This is a genomic window from Kitasatospora sp. MAP12-44, from assembly GCF_029892095.1.
GTDB lineage: Bacteria > Actinomycetota > Actinomycetes > Streptomycetales > Streptomycetaceae > Kitasatospora.
The window spans coordinates 7,934,813-7,955,671 of sequence record NZ_JARZAE010000004.1; the positions used below are offsets into that span (position 1 = coordinate 7,934,813).

16 protein-coding genes are annotated in these 20,859 nt (G+C 72.9%); 6 read left to right on the forward strand and 10 right to left on the reverse strand.

Going from position 1 to position 20,859, the window contains the following annotated elements:
* From P3T34_RS35710 to P3T34_RS35730, 5 genes are all read right to left on the reverse strand, one after another.
* Window positions 1-771: an alpha/beta fold hydrolase gene (locus tag P3T34_RS35710; protein WP_280670377.1), complete on the reverse strand. Its 771-nt coding sequence runs from the start codon at window positions 769-771 to the stop codon at window positions 1-3.
* 14 nt (window positions 772-785) lie between these two features.
* Window positions 786-980: a ferredoxin gene (locus P3T34_RS35715; protein ID WP_280670378.1), complete on the reverse strand. Its 195-nt coding sequence runs from the start codon at window positions 978-980 to the stop codon at window positions 786-788.
* Window positions 981-982: 2 nt separating this feature from the next.
* The gene (locus P3T34_RS35720; RefSeq protein ID WP_280670380.1) at window positions 983-2,215 is read right to left on the reverse strand and encodes a cytochrome P450; all 1,233 of its coding nucleotides are present in this window, start codon (window positions 2,213-2,215) and stop codon (window positions 983-985) included.
* Window positions 2,212-3,276, reverse strand: a complete 1,065-nt coding sequence (locus P3T34_RS35725; protein WP_280670381.1) for a DegT/DnrJ/EryC1/StrS family aminotransferase — start codon at window positions 3,274-3,276, stop codon at window positions 2,212-2,214. The genes P3T34_RS35720 and P3T34_RS35725 overlap by 4 nt, the downstream gene beginning before the upstream one ends.
* Before the next feature lie 95 nt (window positions 3,277-3,371).
* A complete protein-coding gene (locus tag P3T34_RS35730; RefSeq protein ID WP_280670382.1) occupies window positions 3,372-4,748 on the reverse strand; it encodes a glycosyltransferase in 1,377 nt (458 codons plus the stop codon).
* 403 nt (window positions 4,749-5,151) lie between these two features.
* Here P3T34_RS35730 and P3T34_RS35735 point away from each other — a divergent pair, with 403 nt between their 5' ends.
* The 4 genes from P3T34_RS35735 to P3T34_RS35750 all read left to right on the forward strand — a co-directional run bounded on the left by P3T34_RS35735 (window position 5,152) and on the right by P3T34_RS35750 (window position 14,779).
* Complete coding sequence (locus tag P3T34_RS35735) at window positions 5,152-8,013, forward strand: AAA family ATPase (protein ID WP_280670383.1); 2,862 nt, start codon at window positions 5,152-5,154, stop codon at window positions 8,011-8,013.
* A gap of 76 nt (window positions 8,014-8,089) precedes the next feature.
* Window positions 8,090-10,891 carry a LuxR family transcriptional regulator gene (locus tag P3T34_RS35740; RefSeq protein ID WP_280670384.1) on the forward strand — a complete coding sequence of 934 codons (2,802 nt, stop codon included), beginning with the start codon at window positions 8,090-8,092 and terminating at the stop codon, window positions 10,889-10,891.
* Between the two features lie 3 nt (window positions 10,892-10,894).
* Window positions 10,895-13,699 carry an AAA family ATPase gene (locus tag P3T34_RS35745; RefSeq protein WP_280670385.1) on the forward strand — a complete coding sequence of 935 codons (2,805 nt, stop codon included), beginning with the start codon at window positions 10,895-10,897 and terminating at the stop codon, window positions 13,697-13,699.
* A gap of 495 nt (window positions 13,700-14,194) precedes the next feature.
* Entirely contained in the window at window positions 14,195-14,779 is a 585-nt protein-coding gene (locus P3T34_RS35750) for a PAS domain-containing protein (RefSeq protein ID WP_280672591.1), read from the forward strand.
* A gap of 13 nt (window positions 14,780-14,792) precedes the next feature.
* Here the strand turns inward: P3T34_RS35750 and P3T34_RS35755 are convergent, their stop codons facing one another.
* Both P3T34_RS35755 and P3T34_RS35760 read right to left on the reverse strand, forming a co-directional pair.
* Complete coding sequence (locus tag P3T34_RS35755; RefSeq protein ID WP_280670387.1) at window positions 14,793-15,470, reverse strand: 4'-phosphopantetheinyl transferase superfamily protein; 678 nt, start codon at window positions 15,468-15,470, stop codon at window positions 14,793-14,795.
* Between the two features lie 72 nt (window positions 15,471-15,542).
* Window positions 15,543-16,325, reverse strand: coding sequence for an aminotransferase class IV (locus tag P3T34_RS35760; protein ID WP_280670389.1), 783 nt, complete (start codon window positions 16,323-16,325; stop codon window positions 15,543-15,545).
* Window positions 16,326-16,512: 187 nt separating this feature from the next.
* Here P3T34_RS35760 and P3T34_RS35765 point away from each other — a divergent pair, with 187 nt between their 5' ends.
* On the forward strand, window positions 16,513-17,397 hold the full coding sequence (locus P3T34_RS35765) for a HemK/PrmC family methyltransferase (protein ID WP_280670390.1): 885 nt from the start codon (window positions 16,513-16,515) through the stop codon (window positions 17,395-17,397).
* A 69-nt stretch (window positions 17,398-17,466) separates the two neighbouring features.
* Here P3T34_RS35765 and P3T34_RS35770 read toward each other — a convergent pair whose 3' ends face one another.
* Window positions 17,467-17,877, reverse strand: a complete 411-nt coding sequence (locus P3T34_RS35770) for a hypothetical protein (RefSeq protein WP_280670391.1) — start codon at window positions 17,875-17,877, stop codon at window positions 17,467-17,469.
* Window positions 17,877-18,974 carry a molybdopterin-dependent oxidoreductase gene (locus tag P3T34_RS35775; RefSeq protein ID WP_280672593.1) on the reverse strand — a complete coding sequence of 366 codons (1,098 nt, stop codon included), beginning with the start codon at window positions 18,972-18,974 and terminating at the stop codon, window positions 17,877-17,879. The genes P3T34_RS35770 and P3T34_RS35775 overlap by 1 nt, the downstream gene beginning before the upstream one ends.
* Before the next feature lie 200 nt (window positions 18,975-19,174).
* Between P3T34_RS35775 and P3T34_RS35780 the strand changes: the two genes are divergently transcribed.
* Window positions 19,175-20,614 (forward strand): glycosyltransferase 87 family protein, encoded by a 1,440-nt coding sequence (locus P3T34_RS35780; RefSeq protein WP_280670392.1) that lies wholly within the window; start codon window positions 19,175-19,177, stop codon window positions 20,612-20,614.
* Here the strand turns inward: P3T34_RS35780 and P3T34_RS35785 are convergent.
* Window positions 20,577-20,795, reverse strand: coding sequence for a dodecin (locus tag P3T34_RS35785; protein WP_280670398.1), 219 nt, complete (start codon window positions 20,793-20,795; stop codon window positions 20,577-20,579). The two genes, P3T34_RS35780 and P3T34_RS35785, sit on opposite strands and share 38 nt — an antisense overlap.
* Window positions 20,796-20,859: the final 64 nt, after the last annotated feature.

Genomic DNA, 20,859 nt, shown 5'->3' on the forward strand with positions numbered 1-20,859 from the left:
TTATCCCAGGCCGAGTTCGCGCGAGATCTCCTGGTTCACCGCGGCCATGTGGTCGGCTATGAAGAAGTGGCCGCCGGGGTACACCTTGAGCCGGAACGCCCCTTCGGTGTGGACGCTCCAGGCCTGCGCCTCGGCCAGCGTGGTGCGCGGGTCGGACTCGCCGGTCAGCACGGTGATCGGGCAGCGCAGTCGGCGGTCCGCCTCGCAGGTGTAGCTCTCGATCGCGCGGTAGTCGCCGCGGATCGCCGGCATCGCCATCCGGACGATCTCCTCGTCGCCCAGCAGCTGCGGGTTGGTGCCGTTGAGCAGCCGCAGTTCGGCCAGGATGCCGTCGTCGTCGCGGTCGTGCACGGTCTCCAGACGAGTGGTCGAGGGGCCGCGCCGCCCGGAGGCGATGACCGACCTCGGCGCCCGCTGCCCCTTCTGCTCCAGCCGCCAGGCCGTCTCGAAGGCGAGCGTGGCGCCCATGCTGTGGCCGAAGAAGACGGTGGGCCGTTCGTCCAGCGCGAGCAGTTCGTCGGTGACCAGGTCGGCCAAGGCGTGGATGGACTCGACGCAGGGCTCGCGCCGGCGGTCCTGGCGCCCGGGGTACTGCAGGGCGATCACGTCCACTCGGGGGGAGAACCGCGCCGACACCGGGTGGTAGAAGGGAGCGGAGCCGCCGGCGTGCGGGAAGCAGACCAGCCGGACGGGGGCGTCGGCGGCCGGGTGGAACCGTCGCAGCCACAGGGCACTGGACGTGCCCGGGCCGGTGTTGTCGGCGCTGTTCAAGGGAGCCGGTCCTCTCAGTCCTGGTGGATGGTGATGGAGCGCGAGGGGCAGAGCGAGCCCGCCAGCCGGACGGCGGCGTGCTCCTCGGGCGCCGGCCGCTCGCGCAGGACGGTGACCAGACCGTCCTCGCCCTGGTCGAACACCTCGGGGGCGTTGAGGACGCACTGGCCCGCGCCGACGCAGCGGTCGGCGGTCACGGTGACATGCATGATCAGTTCTCCTGCCAGCTGACCGGCAGCTCGTGCAGACCGCACAGCACACCGTCGTACTTGAAGGGCAGCTCCTCGACCGGCACCGCGAGCCGCAGGCTCGGAATGCGCTCGAAGAGCTTGCGGTAGGCGATCTCCATCTCGACCCGGACCAGGTTCTGGCCCAGGCACTGGTGCACGCCGTAGCCGAACGCGACGTGCTGGCGCTCGGTGCGCGCCGGGTCGAAGAGGTGCGGGCACTCGAAGGCGGAGGTGTCGTGGTTGGCGGCGGCGACCAGCGGGATGATGCCCTCGCCCGCCTTGACCAGCTGCCCGGAGATCACCACGTCCTCGACGGCCACCCGCAGCGAGACCAGGTCGGCGACCGAGTGGAAGCGCAGGCTCTCCTCCACGGCGCGGTCGTCGCCGATCCACTGCGGGTTCTGCAGCAGCGTCATCACGCCGAGCGAGATGTTGTTGGCGGTGGTCTCGTGACCCGCGATCAGCAGCAGGATCAGCACCCCCGGCAGCTCCTGCGGGTCGAGCGTGCCGGTGGCCAGCAGCCGGCTGATCAGGTCGTCGCCGGGCCACTGCACCTTGATGGCGACCAGGCGGTTGATGTAGCGCAGCAGCTCCTTGGTGGCGGTGTCGCGCTGCTGGTCGGTCGAGGCCCGGATGGCCACCAGGGTGCGGGTGCGCGACTCGAAGAACTCGCGGTCGGCCGGCGGCACCCCGAGCAGCGAGGAGATCACCAGCGAGGGCACCGGTAGTGCGAAGTCCGCGACCAGGTCGGCGGAGGTGCCCGCCGCCAGCATCGCGTCGATCCGCTCGTCCACGGTGCGCTCGATCGCCGGGCGCATCTCGCGCACCCGGCGGACGGTGAACTCCGGGATCAGCGCCTTGCGGAAGCGGTCGTGCTCGGGCGAGTCCAGGCCGACGAACCAGCCCGGGATCTGCTCCTGGCGCGGCACTCCCATGGTGTCGCTGATGTTGGGGAAGCCCTTGTGGTCGGGGTTGGAGCTGATCTTCTTGTTGGTCAGCACGGCCCGGACGTCCTCGTGCCGGGTGACCAGCCAGGCCTTGTTCCCGTTGGGCAGGTAGGAGACCACCAGGCCCTCGCGTCCGCGGTAGTCCTGGTAGCGGGGAGGGGGGAAGGCCTCACCGGGTTTGCGCAGCGGGAAGTCGACCACGGTGGGTTCGGCCACGGTGGGTTCGGCCACGGTGGGTTCGGCCACGGTGGGGTCGGCGCTCGTCATGACGCCACCGCGCCGTAGAAGGCGCGGACCTTCCCGGTCACGTACTCCTGGTCGGCGGCGGTCAGCCCGGTGTACGTCGGCAGGTAGAAGCCGTCCTCGGCGAACCGGTTGGCGTTGAGCGAGGGCCAGACGGGGTCCAGATAGCCGGGCTGACGGCTCATCGGCTTGAAGAACAGCCGCGTCTCGATGCCCTCCCGGCCCAGGAACGCGCGCAGCTCCTCACGCCGCTCGGCGCGCAGGTCGTACATCCACAGCACGTCGCGAGCCGGCATCAGGGTGATGCCGGGGATGTCCGCCAGGCCCTCGTCGTAGCGGCGCTCGATCTCCTTGCGGGCGGCCAGGATCTCGTCCAGCCGCTCCACCTGGGCCAGCGCGACCGCCGCCTGCATGGCCGTCATGCGGAAGTTGTAGGCGAGCTTCTTGTGCACGAAGCTGTGGTCGGTGGTGAAGGCCATCGCCCGCAGGTGCGCCAGCTGCCCGGCGAGCCGGGGGTCGTCGGTGAGGCAGATGCCGCCCTCGCCGGCGGTGATGATCTTGTTGGCGAAGAGCGAGTAGCAGGCGATGTCGCCCACTGGGCGCACGCCGTGGGCCTCGGCGGAGTCCTCCACCACCCGCAGGTTGTACTGGAAGGCGAGGTCCATGATCGCGTCCATGGCGCAGCGCCGGCCATAGATGTGGACGGGCATGATCGCCTTCGTCCGGGGCGTGATCTTCTCCTCGATCCGGGTGACGTCCATGTTCAGGTCGTCCGCGCAGTCCACGAAGACCGGCGTCGCGCCGGTGTAGGTGACGGCCCAGGCCGAGGCGATCATGGTGAACTCGGGGACGATCACCTCGTCGCCGGGGCCGATGCCCAGCGCCCGCAGAGCCAGCGTCAGGGCCGCTGTGCCCGACGAGCAGGCGACGCCGTGCGCGCTCCCGTTGTAGTCCGCGAACGCCGCCTCGAACCGCTGGACGTACGGCCCCTGGGAGGAGATCCAGCCGTCGCCGATTGTGTCGGTGACATATTCCAGTTCCCGTCCGGCGAGACTCGGCCGGGAAACGGGGTACCTGAACGACATTTTGTCCTCGCATCGTCGCGGGCCACTTCGGGATTTGTCCGTCGAAATCGGGTGGTACGGCAGCGCGGTGTGCGCCATCGACGTGACCGGGTTTGTCATGTCAGGGCTGGGAGGCCGAGCAGGAGATCCGCTGCGGCGGTTCGTCCGCCCGCGGCCTGCTGCAACTGCCCGAAGCCGGCCGCCCGCTGACGGAACGCCGGATCAGAGAGCACCCGGGTCAGCTTTTCCACCACGTCGTCCGGGTCCATTTCCTGCGGCCGGTCGAGCGTCAGGCTGACGCCGAGATCACGCCCCCGGACGGCTTGGTCGAAGCAGTCCACCCAGAGCGGCCGCACCACCAGCGGTTTACCGAAGAACAGTCCCTCGTGGAAGCCGTTGCCGCCGCCGTGCGTGAAGAACAGCTCGACCTTCGGGTGGGCCAGCACGTCCAGCTGCGAGGGCACCCAGCTCTCGATGCGCAGGTTGCCCGGCAGCGACTCCTGCGGCGGCAGCAGGTGCTGCTGCTCCTTGGGCAGCTTCCACAGGAACTGGTGGCGGCTCTCGAGCCGGCGGGCGACCTCCACCAGTGAGCCGACCTCCTCGCGGGTCAGCCGGGTGATCGTGCCGAAGCCCATGTAGACGACGGAGGTCTGCGCGTCCAGCCACTGGGACAGGTCATCGTCCGACCGAGTCTCCGGCAGCGGGGGCATCACCGCGCCGATCAGCTTCAGCTTCTCGGGAATGTCGAACGGATAGTCCAGCTCCGGGACCGAATTGCACAGGATCATTTCGGCCCGGTCGATCCTGGTCATCATCTCGGGCGCCGGGAGGTTCAGTTCCTTGCGAATCCGGTTGTCCTCCGAGAGGACCTTCCCCATGGCCGGGTTGAAGAACATCGCGAGTGTCCGCAGTTTGAACATGCGGTTGCTCATGCGCTGCGCGAAATTCATCGGGAAGGGGAGACCGGAGTGCGGGACCGGGAAATTCGGCGGCGTGTAGGACTTCCCGAACGGGTTGTACGAAGTGAGCACATTGCTCGGCAGCAAGGGCACGCTCAGCACGAAAGGGATCTGCCGGGTCAGCGCCACGTCGACCGCGAAGGAACTCATGCAGTCGATCACCATGAGCGCCGGCTGCACCTTGTCCACCACGGATTCGAGCGCCCGGAATTTCGCGGCCTGCAGGGCGGGTTTGTAGGACTGCCGGATGACGGCTCGGTGAGCCTTGAAGCGCGACGACTGGGTGACCTCGCGGTACACCTCGTCGCTCCAGCTGACCGCCGACAGCTCGGGGGTCACCTCGCCGAGCGAGGCGAACTCGACCGGGCTGCCGACCGCGAGAGCCTGCACGTCCTTGCGTCGGGGCTCGTCGGTGGCGAACCAGAGGTCGGGCACGCCCCGGCGGGAGAGCTCGGCCGCGAGCACGAGCAGCGGGTTGAGAAGGCCGCTTTCCGGAAGGCTGACGAAAAGGATCGGCCGTGGCGCGGAAGTCATCGCGCTCCCTCCGGGAGATGGCTGCTGGGGGCCCGGAAGCTGCGCGGGCGCCCCGTCATGGGCGGGTCTGTTGGGTGCACGAGTTCTTGGTCTCATGCTCCGCACCAGGAAATCCTTAGACTCCTCGCACTTTTGCCCCGTTCTGTCCGTTTCTGCACCGATTGCTTCGAATCGGAAGATTGGCCTGCGGCTGGGCCGGGTAGGCAGGTAAGGTGTTCTTAATGAGTCTCTGACGGACGGGCGCGTGCCCGGCCGCTAGACTCTGACGTACCAAATTCGAGCCATTCTGTTCATCGCTGTTCATCCTGGATTCGTTGCAGGGAAATGATCTCGGAACACAGTTCCGATTGTTTTCGTCATTGCGAGGGGGCGTTCCTTGCTGGATCGGGCTGATATCCCTGGATTGCCAGGGGCGTTTACCGGCCGCGCCGACGACTTGGCGGAGCTGAACGCCCGAGCCGTGGCCGCCGGGGCCGGCCGGCCGGGCCTGGTGCTGCTCTCCGGCCCCGCCGGGATGGGCCGGACCAGTCTTCTCAAGGAATTCCTGGCCGGCCCGGCCTGTCGGGAGGCGACCGCGCTGCACGCGGTGTCCGGGGGGAGCGCCGATGCGACGGCCTACGCCGGCGTGCGGGCGCTGCTGCGCCCGCTGGGTCTGCCCGAGGCCGAGGAGCAGCAGCATCCGCTGCTGCGCGGCAGCGCCCGGCACGCCCGGCCCGCCCTGCGTCCGGGCGCGGTCGGCGACCTGCCGTTCACCGCCGCCTGCGCCTACCCGGTGCTGCACGGGCTCTACCGCCTCGTGGTGCACCTGACGGCCGAGCGTCCGGTCGTCCTGGTCCTGGACGACGCCCAGGCGTGCGACGAACACACGCTGCGCTGGCTGGACTTCCTGCTGCGCCGGGTCGGCGAGCTGCCGCTGCTGGTGGTGCTCGCCCACCGCACGGAGGCCGAACCCGTCGCCGCCGAGGCCTGGGCGGACCTCGGCGCCCAGCAGTCGGCCGCCCCCCTGGCGCTCGGCCCGCTGAGCGAGGCCGAGATCGGGGAGATGGCCCGTCAGGTCTTCCCGGGCCCGGTCGCCCCCGCTTTCATCGAGCGCGTGGTGGCGGTGGCCGGTGGCAACCCCCGCACCGCCACCCACCTGCTGCGCGAGCTGCGCCGTGACGGCGTGTCACCGGACGCCGAGGGCGCCCTGCGGGTCGCCGGGATCAGCGGCCTGCTGACCGCCCGGTCCGTGCCGCAGCTGCTCGACACCCGTGCACCCTGGGTCCGCGACGTGGCCGCCGCGATCGCCGTCCTCGGTGAGGACTCCCTGGTGCACCTGGCCGCCCTGGCCGGCGTGAGCACCGTGCTCGTCGAGGACGCGCTCGTCGTGCTGCGGCACGCCGAGGTGGTGGCCCCCGACCGGGTGGACCTGGTGCACGAGGCGGTCCGCGGGGCCGTGCTCGAGGCGGTCGGCGAGCGCCGGCTCGCCGAACTGCACACCAGGGCGGCCCTGTTGCTCAGCGACGCGGGCCGCCCGGCCGAGGAGGTCGCCCGCCATCTCCTGCTGCCCGGCACGCCCGAGCCGTGGATGGTGACCTTGTTGCGCGACGCGGCCGACCTGGCCGACGGCTGCGGCGCCCCCGAGCGGGCCGTCCGCTATCTGCGCCGGGTGCTGGAGGCGGAGCCCGGCGACGTCGCGGCGCGGCTGCGGCTCGCGCTCTCGCTGGCCGAGACCGACCCCGGCGCGGCGCTCGCCCTGCTGCGGGACGCGCTCGACACGGCCACCGACGTCCGGACCAGGGCGCGCTTCGCGGTGCAGTACGCGCTGACCTGCCTGAGCGTCCAGCGGACCTCCGAGGCGCTGCGGGTGCTCGACGAGGCGTTGGACACGCTGTGGGCCACGCGCCGGCCCGGGCCCGACCCCGCCCTGCGTGAGCTGACCACCCGTCTGGAGTCGGCCCGGCTGCTCGTGGAGTGCGCCCACAGCGGGGCGGCGGCCGCCCCGGTCCGGGCGCGCCTGGCGCGGCTCCCCGCGACCTGGACGGACCCGGCGATGCGGCTCGACGGCGAGGCGCTGGCCGCGCTGCTGAGCGCCCTGGACGGCCGCTCGCTGCGCCGGACGCTCGAGCACGCCCGCCAGGTCACCCGGAGCGCGGGCGCGGCGGCGACCAGCCGGCCGCTGATCACCTCCGCCCTCGCGCTGAGCCTGGCCGACCGGACGCAGGAGGCCCTCGGCGCCCTGGACCGCGTTCTCGTGCACGGCGGCGAGGACGGCCCCTGCTGGACGCGCGCCCTCGCGCTCTCCCACCGGGCCCTGGTGCTGCGCGGCGTCGGCGCGATTCCCGACGCGCTGGCCGACGCCCGGGCTGGCGTGGCCGCCCTCCCCGAGGAGGGCAGCGACGCCCCGTCCTCGCCGATGCCCCACCTGGCACTGGCCTCGGTGCTGACCGAGCGCGGCGAGCTGGAGCGGGCCGAGGGGCTGCTGGAGCGGATCGAGCCGCCCGCGCCGGACGGGGCGTCGCTGGAGTACCACCTGTACCTGACGGCCCGGGCCCGGTTGCGCTGGGCCGCCGGTGACGGCAGCACGGCCCTGCGGCTGCTGCTCGACAGCGGCTCCGCACAGGCCGAGGCCGGCCTCGCCAACCCGGTCTTCGCGCCCTGGTGGGCCGGCGCCTCGCGGATCCTTGCGGTGCTGAACCGCGTGGAGGAGGCCCGCGAGACGGCCGCGCACGGCAGCGAGCTGGCCCGTCGCTGGGGCAGCGCCCGGGCGCTGGGGATCGCGGCGCTGGCGCACGGCGCGATCACCCCCGGCCGGGCGGGCGTCGACCTGCTCGCCGAGGCGGTCGAGCTGCTCGCCGCCTCGCCCGCCCGGGCCGACCATGCCCGGGCCGAACTCGTCCTGGGCCGGGCCCTGCTGACCACCGGCGACCAGCGAGGCGCCCGCGAGCACCTGCGGGTCGCCGCCGACCTCGCGCGCAGCTGCGGAGCGCTCGCGCTGGCCCGCACCGCCCGGCGCCGACTGATCACCGCCGGCGGACGGATGCGGGAGATCACGTCATCTCGGGCCGATATCCTCACCGACACCGAACGCAAGGTCGCGGCTCTGGCAGCGGCAGGAGCCAGCAACCGCCAGATCGCGACCGCGCTCTTCGTCACCGTACGAACCGTGGAGACCCATCTGACCAGCGTGTACCGCAAACTGGGCGTCAGCCGACGGGTGGGGCTGGCCTCGGCGTTGCACAACCCGGCCACGCCCGCTGTGCGGGCACTGGCCCGGGTGCCCTGACCCCGGCGAGGACCGCAGCGGACGAACCTCGACGACGAGGGCGTGAACGGACCGGACGGCGACCTGAAGACCTGGTATGACCATGCACCTGCACCTGCACCTGCCTCTTGCGTTCAACTCCCCTGTACGCGGTGGCCCGCACGCGCGGCCCGCCCTACCCGCCCCGCTGCACCGCGAGCCCGAACAGGCCGTGCTGGCCTCGGTGCTCGCCGCGCTGAGCGCGGGCCGTCCCGCCGTGGTCACCGTCAGGGGCCGTCCCGGCTTCGGCCAGAACGCCCTGGCGCGCTGGGCCGCCGCGCGCGCCGAGGCACTCGGCCTGCGGGTGCTGCACGCCCGGGCCAGCTCGGCCGAGGGCGCCCTGCGGCACGGGGTGGCCGCCCAACTCCTGGCGCCACTCGACGGGTTGGCCGACGAGTCGCTGCGGGCGCTGGCCGCGCCGGAACGCGGTGGCCGCCACCCCGGACTGGCCGACCTGCTCGGCGCCGCCCGGGAGCGGGCGACCCTGCTGGTCGTCGAGGACGCCCAGTGGCTCGACCAGGAGTCGCTGAGCTGGCTCCAGGCGCTGGTCCGCCGCTCGCGCGGGGTCCCGCTGGCCCTGGTGGCCGCGGGCAGCGGCCTGTCGGCCGGGGGCCCGGACTGGCTGAGCCTCGCCTCGGCGACCTGCGCCACCTCCCATGAGCTGGTGCTGGCGCCGCTGAGCCGCTGCGAGGTGGCCCGCACGGTCGAACTGGCCTGCGGTGAGCCGGGGGAGGCGGCCTTCAGCGCGGCGGCCTGGAGGATCACGGCGGGCAACCCCGCGCTGCTGCGCGACGCGCTGCGCGGCTTCGTCGACGAGGGCTGCCGGCCGGTCGCCGAGCGGGTGGAGCGGCTGCGCGCCACAGCTGCGCAGGTGAGCGCCGAGCGCGTGCTGTGGGCGCTGCGCGCGCTGTGCCCGCGGACGCTCGCCACCGTCCGCGCGCTGGCTGTCTGCGGCCACCTGCTGGACCTGCCGATGGCCTGCGCGCTCGCCGACTCGACCTCGCTCGGTGAGTCCAGGCTGCGGGCGGAGCTGAAGGCGACCGGCATCGCCGTGCCCACCGAGAGCGGCCTGCGGGTGGACCCGGTGGCCCGTACCCGGGTGCTGGAGGGGATGACCGTCGAGGAGCGCGCCGCCCTGCACGCCCGCGCCGCCGAACTCGCCCACCGCGCGGCCATGGACGACCGGGCGGTGGCCGACCTGCTGCTCTGCACCCGGCCGTTCGGCGCGCCCTGGGCCGTGCTCGCGCTGCACCGCAGCGCGGCGGCCGCCATCCGGCGCGGGGACCACCGGCGCGCGGCCGGCTACCTGTCGCGCACCCTGAAGGAGCCACTGGACCCTGCCCAACACGCCCGGATGACCTTCGAGTTGGCCGCTGTCCAGCTGGTCACCGCGCCCGAGGCGGGCCACCGCCTGCTCGACGAACTGGTCCGCAGCACCGGCGCCCACCCCGAACTGCGGCTGCGCGCCGTCGACCTCGGGCTCACCCTGGGCGATCCGCAGTGCATCCGCCGCGCGGTGGCCGACATCCTGCCCACCGCGCGCGGCAGCGAACGGGACGACCTGGTCGCCCTGTTCTGGTCGGCCGAGCCCACCGCGGCGGACGACACCGAGCTGCTCTCGCCCGAGGTGCCGCCGCTGTCCGACAGCCCGGCCTCCCCTGCTCAGGCCGGGGTGCGCGCCTGGCAGCTCGCCGTGCGCGGCACCGCGTCGGCCACCGCCCGGGAGCTGGCTCGCCGTGCACTGGCCCGGCGCGCGGCCCGCAGCACCCCGGTGCGGGCCCGACTGGCCGCCTGCCGCGCGCTCTGTCTCACCGACGACTACGAAGAGGCCGAGGCGGGCCTGAGCGCGCTGCTGACCGAACTGCGCGGCGATCCGCTGAGCGTCGGCGCCGCGCAGGTGCTCGCCGTGCGCGCCGAACTGTACCTGCGCAGCGGCCGGTTGGGCGCCGCCGAGCAGGACCTCGGCGCCGCCGAGCAGGCCCCGGGCCGCAGCGACCCGACGGCGCTGCACCTGCGGGCGGTGCGCATCATGCTGGCGCTGGAGAGCGGCCGCCTGGACGTCGCGCGGGCGCTGGCCGCGACGCCGACACCGCGCGGCATCGACGACAGCACGTCCGGGGCCTACCTGCTTTTCGCCCGGGGGCTGCTGGCCTCCAGCGAGGGCGACCCGGTCGGGGCCGGGGAGCTGCTGCGCGAGTGCGGACGGCGGCTGCTGAGCCGCCAGCACGTCAACCCGGCCGTGCTGCCCTGGCGTTCGATGGCCGCGCTGGCCTGCCAGGCAGCCGGCGAGCACGCGGAGGCGGTGCGGCTCAGTCACGAGGAACTCCAGTGCGCCCGGCACTGGGGGGCGGCCAGCACGGTGGGCTGGGCCGAGCTGACGGTCGGCCGGATGGCCGGCGAACGGCTGGAGGGGGCCCGCCGGGCCGTCCGTACGCTGCGGGACGGACCCGTCGGTCTGGTCTACGCGCGTGCACTGGCCGAGCTGGCCTCCGCCGAGCTGGCCGGCCGCGAGGGCGACCGGCACGCCGCCCAGGCGTCGCTGGCCCGCCTCTCCACCCTCACCAGCACCCACCCCGGCGGCCCGATGCCCGAACGGGCGCGGCTGCTGGCCGAGGAGTTGGGGCAGGCCCACGCCGAGGAGGCACCCGCGCCCGGCGCCTCGGCCTGGGCCGCCCTGCCGCAGACCGAGCGGCACACCGCCGCACTGGCCGGCAACGGGCACAGCAACCAGCACATCGCCGACATGCTGTCGGTCTCGCGGCGCACGGTCGAACTCCGCCTCAGCCGCACGTACAAGAAGCTTCGCATCGGTGGCCGGCAGGAACTGTCGGCACTGGTGCGCGCGATGGAAGGACACTGACGGATGCTGCTTGAACGCGTTTCGGAGACGGCGCTGGTCACAGAGGCGCTGCGCGACGCCGCGGCGGGCAGGTCCGCGCAGATCCTGCTGACCGGCCCGCTGGGCATCGGCCGCTCGGCCCTGCTCCAGGAGCTGCCGGCCTGCGCCGGCGACGACGTCTACGTGCTGCGGGCCAACGCGGCGCCGATGGAGCAGGACTTCGCCTTCGGCGTCGTGCGCCAACTCTTCGACAGCCTGCTGGCGGTGGCCCCGGAGGCGGACCGCGAACGCTGGTTGCGCGACTGCGGCTCCGCCCGGCTGGTCTTCGCCGACGACACCCTGACCGTCGAGGAGAGCCCCGACTGCGCCTGCGAGGCGGTCCTGCACGACCTGCGCTCGCTGCTGGTGCGGGTGAGCGCGGACGTGCCGCTGCTGATCCTGGTCGACGACCTGCAGTGGGCGGACAGCTCCTCGCTGCGCTGGCTCGCCTACCTGGGCAAGCGCCTGCACGGCCTGCGGGCGGTGCTGGTCTGCACCCTGCGCGACGGAGACCCGCGCGCCCAGGACCCGCTGGTGCGCGAGGTGGCGGACGGCTCCGGCCGGGTGCTGCGCCCAAGGCCGCTGTCGCTGGAGGCGGCCCGCACGATGGTGCGCCAGAAGTTCGGCGAGGCGGGGGACGAGGAGTTCGTCCAGGCCTGCCACGAGGTCTCGGCGGGCAACCCGGTCTTCCTGCTGGCGGTGCTGGTGGACCTGGTGGTCACCGGCCACCGGCCCAGGGTCGACCAGGTGGACGCGGCCCGCTTGCTGCGCCCCCGTCAGCTGAGGGAGCGTCTGGCGGGCTGCCTGCGCACCCAGTCGCAATCGGTGCGCGACCTCGCGGTGGCGATCGCCACCCTCGGCGAGCACGGCGATCCAGCCCTGATCGCCAAGCTGGCCGGGCTCGACTCGATCGGCACCGGCGGAGCGCTGCGCGGCCTGTACCAGCTGGGGCTGCTGGCCGGCCAGGGCGAGCCGCGCTTCGTCCACCGCGTCGTGCAGGACGCGGTGGAGTCCTCGCTGACCGTGGCGGAGCGTCAGCACTGGCACGAGTCGGCGGCCGCCCAGCTCTACCACGCCGGACGCCCCACCGAGCAGGTCGCCGCCCAGCTGATGGCCATCGCCACCTCCAGCATGCCGTGGTCGGCGGCCGTCCTGCGCACCGCCGCCGACACGGCTGTCCGTCGCGGCGCCCCCGACGTGGCCGCCCGCTACCTGCGGCGCGCGCTGCTGGACAGTTCGGAGCAGGGCGAGGACCGGGCCCGGCTGCTGATCGACCTGGCCACCGCCGAGCGCTCCTTCGACACCTCCGCCTGCGAGCGGCACATCTCCCAGGCGATACCGCTGCTGAGCACCCCCAGGGACCGGGCCGCCGCCGCCCTGCGGATCTTCCCGGGCTTCCTGGGCACGCTGCCGCCCTCGGCCGTCGACCTGCTGCGCCAGGCCGCCGAGGACCTCGGCTCCCCGGACCTGCTCACGGGCTCGGCACGAGATCCGGGCCTGCGCCTGGAGGCACGACTGCGGCACGCCGCCCGCGAGGACTCGGCCGAACTGGCCGACGCGGTCGAGCGCCTGCACCGGATGGGGGAGCAGCCGTCGGTCGGCTCCGGGGCGGAGCGCGAGTTGCTGGCCGTGCTGCTCAACGCGGCGACGCTGACCGCCGCGCTGCCGGCCGCCGAGGTCGCCCGGCACGCCGACCGGATCCTGGAGCGCGAACCGGCCACCTCCGCCCGGGCCCGGTCCGTGCTGCCGCTGCTGGCGCTCTGCTTCCTCGGCGCCGACTCGCTGCGCACACTGCGCTCCTGGCACGCGACCGAGGAGCAGACCCGTCGTCAGCGCGGCGCCGCGGTGGACGCGCTGGTGCACGCCGAGCGCGCCCTGGTCTTCGTCGGCCTCGGACGGCTGACGCCCGCGCGCGAGCACGTCGAGTCCGCCTTCGAGCTGGGCCCGGCCGACTGGCAGGAGGCCGGGGACATCGCCACCGCCGCGCTCTGCGCGGTGGCCCTGGAGGTGCGCGACCCGGCGTTCGGCGAGCGGGTGCTGACCCATCTGGGTCGCCACCGGCCCACCGGGCTGATCTCCACCGGCCTGCTGCGGCTGCTGGAGGGCGCGGCGCAGGCGCAGCGCGGCCGCTGGAGCGATGCGCTGGACAGCGTGCTGAGCAGCGGGCGGCAGTTCGGTGCGGCCGGCTGGCACAACCCCGTGCTGTTCCCGTGGCGCCCCTGGGCGGTCGGCCTGCACCGCCGGCTCGGCGACACCCGCTCGGCGCTGGTGCTGGCCGAGGAGGAGTACGCGTATGCCACCGCCTGGGGCGCGCCCGTCGGCCTGGGCCGGGCCCTGCGGCTGCGCGGCGCGCTGCTGGGCGGCGAGGTGGGCAGCGACCTGTTGCGGGAGGCGGTCGGCGTCCTGCGCGGGTCCGCCAACGAGCTGGAACTCGCGCGCGCCCTGCGGGCGTTGGGCCGGCGCCTGGGCGAGGGCGCGGAGGCGGAGGCGGCCCTGCGGGAGGCCGCCGTGCTGGCCCGCGGCTGCGCGGCCCCCTGGCGGGCGGAGCGCGCCGTGCTGGGCGGCGACGAGGCGCCCGGCGCCGCGCCCGAGGCCCTGCTGACACCCACCGAGTCCCGGGTGGCGGCACTGGTCACCCGGGGGCTGACCAACCAGGAGATCGCCGGTGAACTCGGGGTGAGTTCGCGCGCCGTGGAAAAGCACCTCACCAATTCCTACCGGAAACTCGGGACCTCCGGCAGACGTGAGTTCGTGGCCCTCTGGAAGGGCTCCGATCCCGCCGTCGCCTGAACTCAGCTCCTCCTCCACTCGTCGTCCCATCGTCGGTCGGATCCTGTTCCCTCGGTCGGTGCGCCCTGGTTCGGTCCGTCCGTCAACCCCCTTCGGTGGGCCGGGCGGACCGAACCCCGTCAGGGGTTCGTCAAGGTACGGATACGGCCTCTGACCTGCACAGGAGTCGGACCGTACCGTACCGAACCACCGAAGCCCGCAGTGCGGACCGAACCCCCCGCACGGGCGACCACGGGGTTGGCGGCGGTGGCCCGAGCGGCATTGACCAGCTTGCCTCAACCTATCTAGGGTTAATTCCAGACCTCGCCCGAAGAGCGCATTTGCGGCCACGGGTGAGATGTCGCGAAGGTTGATTTCCGTGAGGCTCAAGGCCCGAGGAGAATGAGTCCCTTGACGATTTTCGCTCCCGAACTGGTGGACCTGGCGCAGGTACTGGTGCAGGAACCCGGTGGCTCGACCCAGGAGGGACCGCAGCCCGGGCGGACCGATCTGGACATGGCCTGTCTAGACAGGTCCCTGACGATCCAGCAGGCGAACCACGAGTTCTTCCGCCGCTTCGGCCGCTCCTCGGTGGAGCTGTGCGGACGCACCTTCAGCGATCTGGTGCACCCCAGCGTCCAGCAGCCGTTGCAGCGTCAGTTCTCCGGGCTGCTGGAGGGCCGCCGCGACCGCTTCGCCACCGAGGTGATCGCGGTCGGCGCCGACGACACGGCATTCACCGTGCCGCTCACCGCCGTTGCCGTCCGGGACGGCTCGCCCGACGTCACCGCGATCCTGGTGATGATGACCGCGGAGGAGGGGAGCGCGCCCGCGGCGGGCGCCGCGGTCGCCAGCAGCCGCAAGAAGATCCTCAGCGAGATAGACGCGCGCATCCTGGAGGGGATAGCCGCCGGAGTCTCCACCGTCCCGCTGGCTTCGAAGCTCTACCTGAGCCGGCAGGGCGTCGAGTACCACGTGACCTGCCTGCTCAGGAAGCTGCGGGTCCCCAACCGGGCCGCACTGGTCTCCCGCGCCTACTCGATGGGCGTGCTCAAGGTCGGCGTCTGGCCGCCCAAGGTGGTTCAGGAATACGTCAAGTGACTTAGACCGGCCCCTAGTTGGGGGCCGGTGTGTCGGCGGGCTCGGCGATGGCGGACAGGACCAGCCCACCGCTGATCAGCCACCGGCCGCGCAGTTGGTGCAGTGGCCGGCCGTGGCGCCGCAGCGGCGACGGAACCAGTAGGTGGGCGGTGAACGTCGAGGTGGCCGGATCGACCGTGATCCTGGCGTCCTCGAAACCGAGCGGGCGGATGGTAACGGGGGACCACGCCTTGTAGACCGCCTCCTTGAGACTGAACAGCAGTCGGTCCCAGTGCGTCCCCGGTGCGACGGCCTGCAACTGCCGTATCCAGACCCGCTCCTCGGGTAGCGAGACGGTCTCCAGGGTCCCCTCGGGCAGTGCCGCGTGCGGCTCCGCGTCGATCCCGAGCATGCTCAGCCGCTCGGAGCGGGCGACCGCCGCGGCCCGGTAGCCGACGCAGTGCGTGATGCTCCCGACGACGGAGTCGGGCCAGCGCGGTGCCCCGCGCGGATCGGCGAGCAACGGCCCCGGTGGCAACCCGAGTTCGGCCAGCGAGCGCCGCGCGCACCACCGCCCGGTGGCGAACTCGCGCCGACGCGACTGCACCGCGTTCCGGACGATCAGCGCCTCCTTCGGATACAGCCGCACCTCTGTCGGATCCCCGAAGGACTCGGAACTCACCACGCCGAACGGAAGAATACGTTCAATCACGAGCTTCTCGATTCTCGCCGTCCGGATTCGTACCCGGCCCTGCAGTCTACGGACCCGGAACTGGTGAATTCCTCAGAGGTGCTCGGCCGGGATTCCCGCGTACAGCGCCCGCAGTTCGTCCAGCGCGCCTTCGTCCCCGGGGAATTTCACGTCGTCGACCGCGCTGACCGTTCGTACGCCGATCGAGGTGTTGGTGGCGAAGGCGATGCGCATGGCGGGCAGCTCCCCGAGCAGCACCGGCGTGCTGACGCTGTGCCCGCAGGCGTCCTGGAGCAGCCGCATGGTCACCCCGGGCAGCACGTCGGCCTGCGGCCAGCGCACGGTTCCGCTCTCGTCCACGAAGCCGATGTTCCAGGTGGTGCCCTCGGCGATCCGGCCGTCGCCCTCGACGAGCAGGGCGTCGTCGAAGCCGGCCAGCTGCGCCTCCCGACGTAGCCTGAGCTGGCTGTACAGGCCGACGTGCTTGACCGCCGCGTGGTCGCGGCCGAAGGTGAAGTGCTTGGCCGTCAGGGGTGGTGGCACGGACGCACCGGCCGGGCGGGTGGTGACCAGGACCACCGGGTCCGCGTCCGCGCCGGGGCGCAGCATCTCCAGCGTCGGGTCGAAGACGGTGACGCGCACGGTGATCGGCCCGGGCCGCTCGGCGACCTCCCGACGGACGTACGCGCGCACCCGCTCGCGGTCCAGATCCGCCGCGAAGACGGCGCGGCAGTCGCGGACCAAGCGGTCGAGGTGCAGCGAAAGGCCGCGCACCGCGCCGTCCTGCACCAGCATGGTGGTGAAATGCCCGTAGTTCGTCAGAGCCAGGGTCTGCAGTGCGTCCAACGACGCCGGTACTCCGTTCACGGTAGCCATGCGGGCAATTCTGGCACCGGCCGGCGCACCCTCGGAAGAGTAGCGGGAGAGCCACCTGCCCAACCATTGGTCCGGCCAGAGAAAGTCTCGGGTTTTCCCCAGCGTTTTCGCTGCATGATGTGGCCTCGCGACGCCGCGACCCTGCGCCGACGCGACGTGCTATTGGCAATCCGAAGGGGCCGATGCCATGCAGCCGGCAACGTTCAGTGAACTCATCGAGGACGCGATCCAGGTCCTCATCGGCACGGGAAACGTGATCGCCCCCCGGCAGGAGGCGCAGGCTCTGGCGGCCCACGTCTTCGGCGCGGACGCGGAGGTGCTTCCCCCGGACGGTCGGCCCGACGACGCCTCGTCGGCACGATTCGCGGCGCTGCTGGACCGCCGGGCCGACGGGGTGCCGCTCGGCCATCTCACCGGGGTGGCCACCCTCGGTGGCGTCGAGGTGCTGGTCGGCCCGGGTGTGTTCGTGCCCCGGGCGCAGAGCGAGGCGGTGCTGGCCCACGGCCTGGCCGTGACCGAGCAGGTCATGGGCCCGCTGGTGGTCGACCTCGGTACTGGCTCCGGGGCGCTCGCGCTGGCGGTCGCGCACCGGCGGCCCGACGCCACGGTGCACGCCGTGGACTGCGATCCGCCCGCGCTCGACTACGCCCGCCGCAACAGCGAGCGTCGGGTCGCCCTCGGGGACACCCCCATCGTCCTGCACGAGGCCGACTTCGCCGGGCCGGAGCTGCTCGCCGAGCTGGACGGCACCGTCGACCTGGTGCTGGCCAACCCGCCCTTCATGCCGGACGAGGCCCAGCTCCCACCGGAGTTCGGCGTCCACCAGCCGCAGCTGGCGGTCTTCGGCGGTCCGGACGGCCTGGACGTCATCCGGCAGACCGTGCAGACCGCTGGGCGCCTGCTGGCGCCCGGTGGCAGCCTTGTCCTGGAGCACGGCCACCTGCACGCCGAAGCGGTCGCGGCGCTGCTCGGCGCCGACGACCGTTTCGGGTCCGTCTCCGGCCATCTGGACCAGTACGGATACCCGCTCTTCACCGCTGCAGCCCGCAACCATGACGGGGCTGCGGGCTGACAGTTGACCAACGCGCCACTGGCGGTGGACTCCCCGGAAAGCAGCAGCACCGCTGCGTGGTGGCTGCCTTCAGCGGCGGCTGCGGCTGCGTCGATGGCGTGAGAGGACGGTCCAGATGGCGGTGACGAGAGCGATGGCGGCGAGGGTGAGGAGCCAGTTCCTGAGGTAGGGGAGCGGCAGGATGGTGGGGTTGCCGTTGTGGTGGTCGGCGCGCAGGACGGCGGGTAGGGCCACCGCCGAGACCGCGGCGGCCACGATCAGGCCGGTGCGGACCGGGGTGGTGCGGGCGATGGTGATGCCGCAGAGGCAGAGGAGGGGGAGCCACAGGCCGTCGTGGAGGAGGAGCCCGGCGATGGCCCAGCGCAGGATGTCGAAGGGGTGGTGGACGAGGTCGATGTAGTGGTCGGTGGCGATTCCGTAGAGGCCGCAGCCGGTCAGGACCAGGCCGGCGAGGACGAGCAGGGTGCGTGCGGTGCGCATCAGAGCACCTCGATTCGGGTGACCCATTTGGTCTGCAGGACTCCGGGTCGGTTGGGGGCGATGATCCGGGCGGGATAGCCGTGATCGGGGTCGAGGACCTGGCCGTTGACGCGCAGGGCGAGCAGCGTGAGCGGGTCGCGGGCGTAGTCGGCGGGCATCTCGGTCACCCGGTAGGGGCCGTCGTTCTCCAGCGAGGTGATCTGGAGGCGGGCGTCGGTGGGGGCGCCCGCGAGGTCGAGGAGGTCGCGGACGCGGACTCCGGTCCAGTGCGCGCTTGCGCTCCATCCCTCCACACAGGCGATCGGCAACTCGGCTGTGGTCTGCGGGAGTTGTGCGAGCTCGGCGAGCGTGAGGCGCAGCGGGTGCGGGCCGTCGACGGTCAGTTGCCAGTTCTCGGCCGACACGGTGGTGGTGCCGGCCTGGACGGCGGTGCGATTGACCGGCAGACCCTGCGGGCCGATGTCGGGACGGCGCGGGGCGAACAGGTCCAGGGCGCGCAGCCACGGCACGCTCTGCCCGGCGGTGGTGAGAGTGACCACGCCGACCGAGGCGGTGACGGCGGTGAGGAAGGCCCGCCGCTGCGCGAGGCCGGGCCTGACGCGTCGCCAGTGCCTGGCGATCAGCGGCGCCTTGGCGGCGATGTGCAGCAGCAGCCCGCCGACCGCCAGCCAGGCCAGCCAGAAGTGCGTCTGGCGGAACGGGAAGGGCCAGGGGTACCACTGGAGGGTGTTGAGCAGCCCGGTGAACACCTCGAGCACCATCGCCGCCACCAGGATCGCGATGCTCAGCCGCTCCAAGGCGTGCAGCACGCTGCGGACCGGCGGCCACTCGAACAGTTTGGGGTAGACCGTCCACAGCTTGGCGCCGAGCAGCGGGATCGCGGCGATCCCGCTGATCACGTGCAGCCCCTGGCTGATCTGGTACCCGTCCACCGGACGGCTGGGCAGGTGGTCGCGCAGCCAGCTCGGCGGCTGCTGGAGCAGGTGGCTGAGCAGGCCGGTCAGGAAGCAGGTGAGCAGCGCAGCGCCGAGCCAGCGCCCGATCACCACGGCGGTGCGGGGCTCGTGCAGGGCGGAGCGGAACGCGCCCTCGCGCAGCGGGCCGCGCCGCAGGGCGTCCGGCGGAGTGGGCAGCGGGAGGTCGTACGACCTGCGGCGGCGGGTGGGAGTGTCTTCTTGGCGCACCCCACCATCACACCCCCTGCAAGGCGTCGGCAGGGGCTTCGCGGTGCTTACGGAAGTCGTACGGACGTAGCAGCGACCCCTGAACCCGCCGACCCGGGTGGCAGGGTGGCGGGGTGTCCGGTACCCGATCCACTCGATCCACTCGATCCACCTGGTTCTGCCTCGCCGCCCTGAGCGCGCTCACCGCGGCGCTGGCCCTGACGTTCACCGGCGGCGGCACGCTGGGGCAGAAAGGTCCGCTCTACCTCTGGTACCCGGCGGACCTGGCCCTCTTCGCCCTCGCCCTGCTGACGCTGCGCCGGGTGCCCGCGCGGCGGGTGGCGGGGCTGGTGCTGCTGGGCAGCGTCGCGGTGGCCGCCTCCGGTCTGCTGGCCGCGCCGCGGACCAGCGACGACGCCTACCGCTACCTCTGGGACGGGCAGGTGCAGGTCGCCGGCACCTCCCCGTACGCCTATCCGCCGGACGCGCCGCAGCTCGCCGCGCTGCGCGCGAAGGCCCCGGCGCTGTTCCCGCCGACCGGCGACTGCGTGGGCTGGGACCTGCGGCGGGCCGGGCCCGGCTTCTGCAGCCACGTCAACCGGCCTGCCGTGCCGACCATTTACCCGCCGGTCGCCGAAGCCTGGTTCGCCGGCCTCTACTTGGCGGGCCACGGGCACGGCGTGCGGGCGGCGCAGGTCGGCGGCGCGCTGCTCGCGGTCTCCACCACGGGCGCCTTGCTGTGGTTGCTGCCCGCCGAGCGCCGACGCCGCGCCGCGCTCTGGGGATGGTTCCCGGGAGTGGCGGTCTGGGCGGTCAACGACGCCCATGTGGACACCCTCGGCGCGCTGCTGATGGTGGTCGGCCTGGGTGTTGGTGCCCACAACCGACGCAGCCGGCGCGCGTGGTCCGGAGCCGCGCTGGGGGCCGCGGTGGCGGTGAAGCTGATCCCGGTGCTCGCGCTGCCCGGGGCGCTGTCCGGCCTGCTGGCGCGCGGCCGGGACACCCCGTGGGCCCGGCGGTTGGTGCTCCCGGCCGTCGCGCTGGGCGTCTTCGTGCTGAGCTACCTGCCCTACCTCGCGCTCTCCGGCAGCAAGGTGCTCGGCTTCCTGCCCGGCTACCTGCGCGAGGAGGGCTACGACCAGAGCCAGGTGCAGCGGTTCGCGCTGATCCGGCTGCTGCTGCCGGACTCACTGGCGGCCGTCGCGGCCGGCGCGCTGATCCTCGCGGCGGCGCTGTATGTGCTGCGCCGGGGCGACCCCGACCGGCCGTGGCGCGGCGCGCTGCTGGTCACCGGCACGGCGCTGCTGGCCCTGACGCCCGCCTACCCCTGGTACGGGCTGCTGGTGGTGGCCCTGGTCGGGCTGGACGGCCGTTGGGAGTGGCTGGCCGTGCCGGCCGCCGGCCAGGTGCAGTACCTGCTCGGCGGAGACGCCCAACAGCCCGCCTACGCCGCCGCGCTGGGCCTGGTGCTGGCGGGCGCGGCGGTCCGCCGGTGGTCTCGGCCCGATCTCTCGGGTCCGCCCCGACCGGTCTCTGTCAGGCTGGCGGGTCCTCCAGCCGGAAGCCGACCTTGACGGTCACCTGGAAGTGCCCGATCACCCCGTTCTCGACATGTCCGCGCACCCCCACCACCTCGAACCAGTCGACATTGCGCAGGGTCTGCGACGCGCGCGTCAGGGCGTTGCGGATCGCGGCGTCGGTGCCCTCGTGGGACGTCCCGACGATCTCGGTCACCCGGTAGGTGTGCTCGGACATGGCGGCCTCCAGCGCTGGGTTGCTGCTGCTTCTCCCCTCCACCGTGAGGCATCGCGCGGCGACC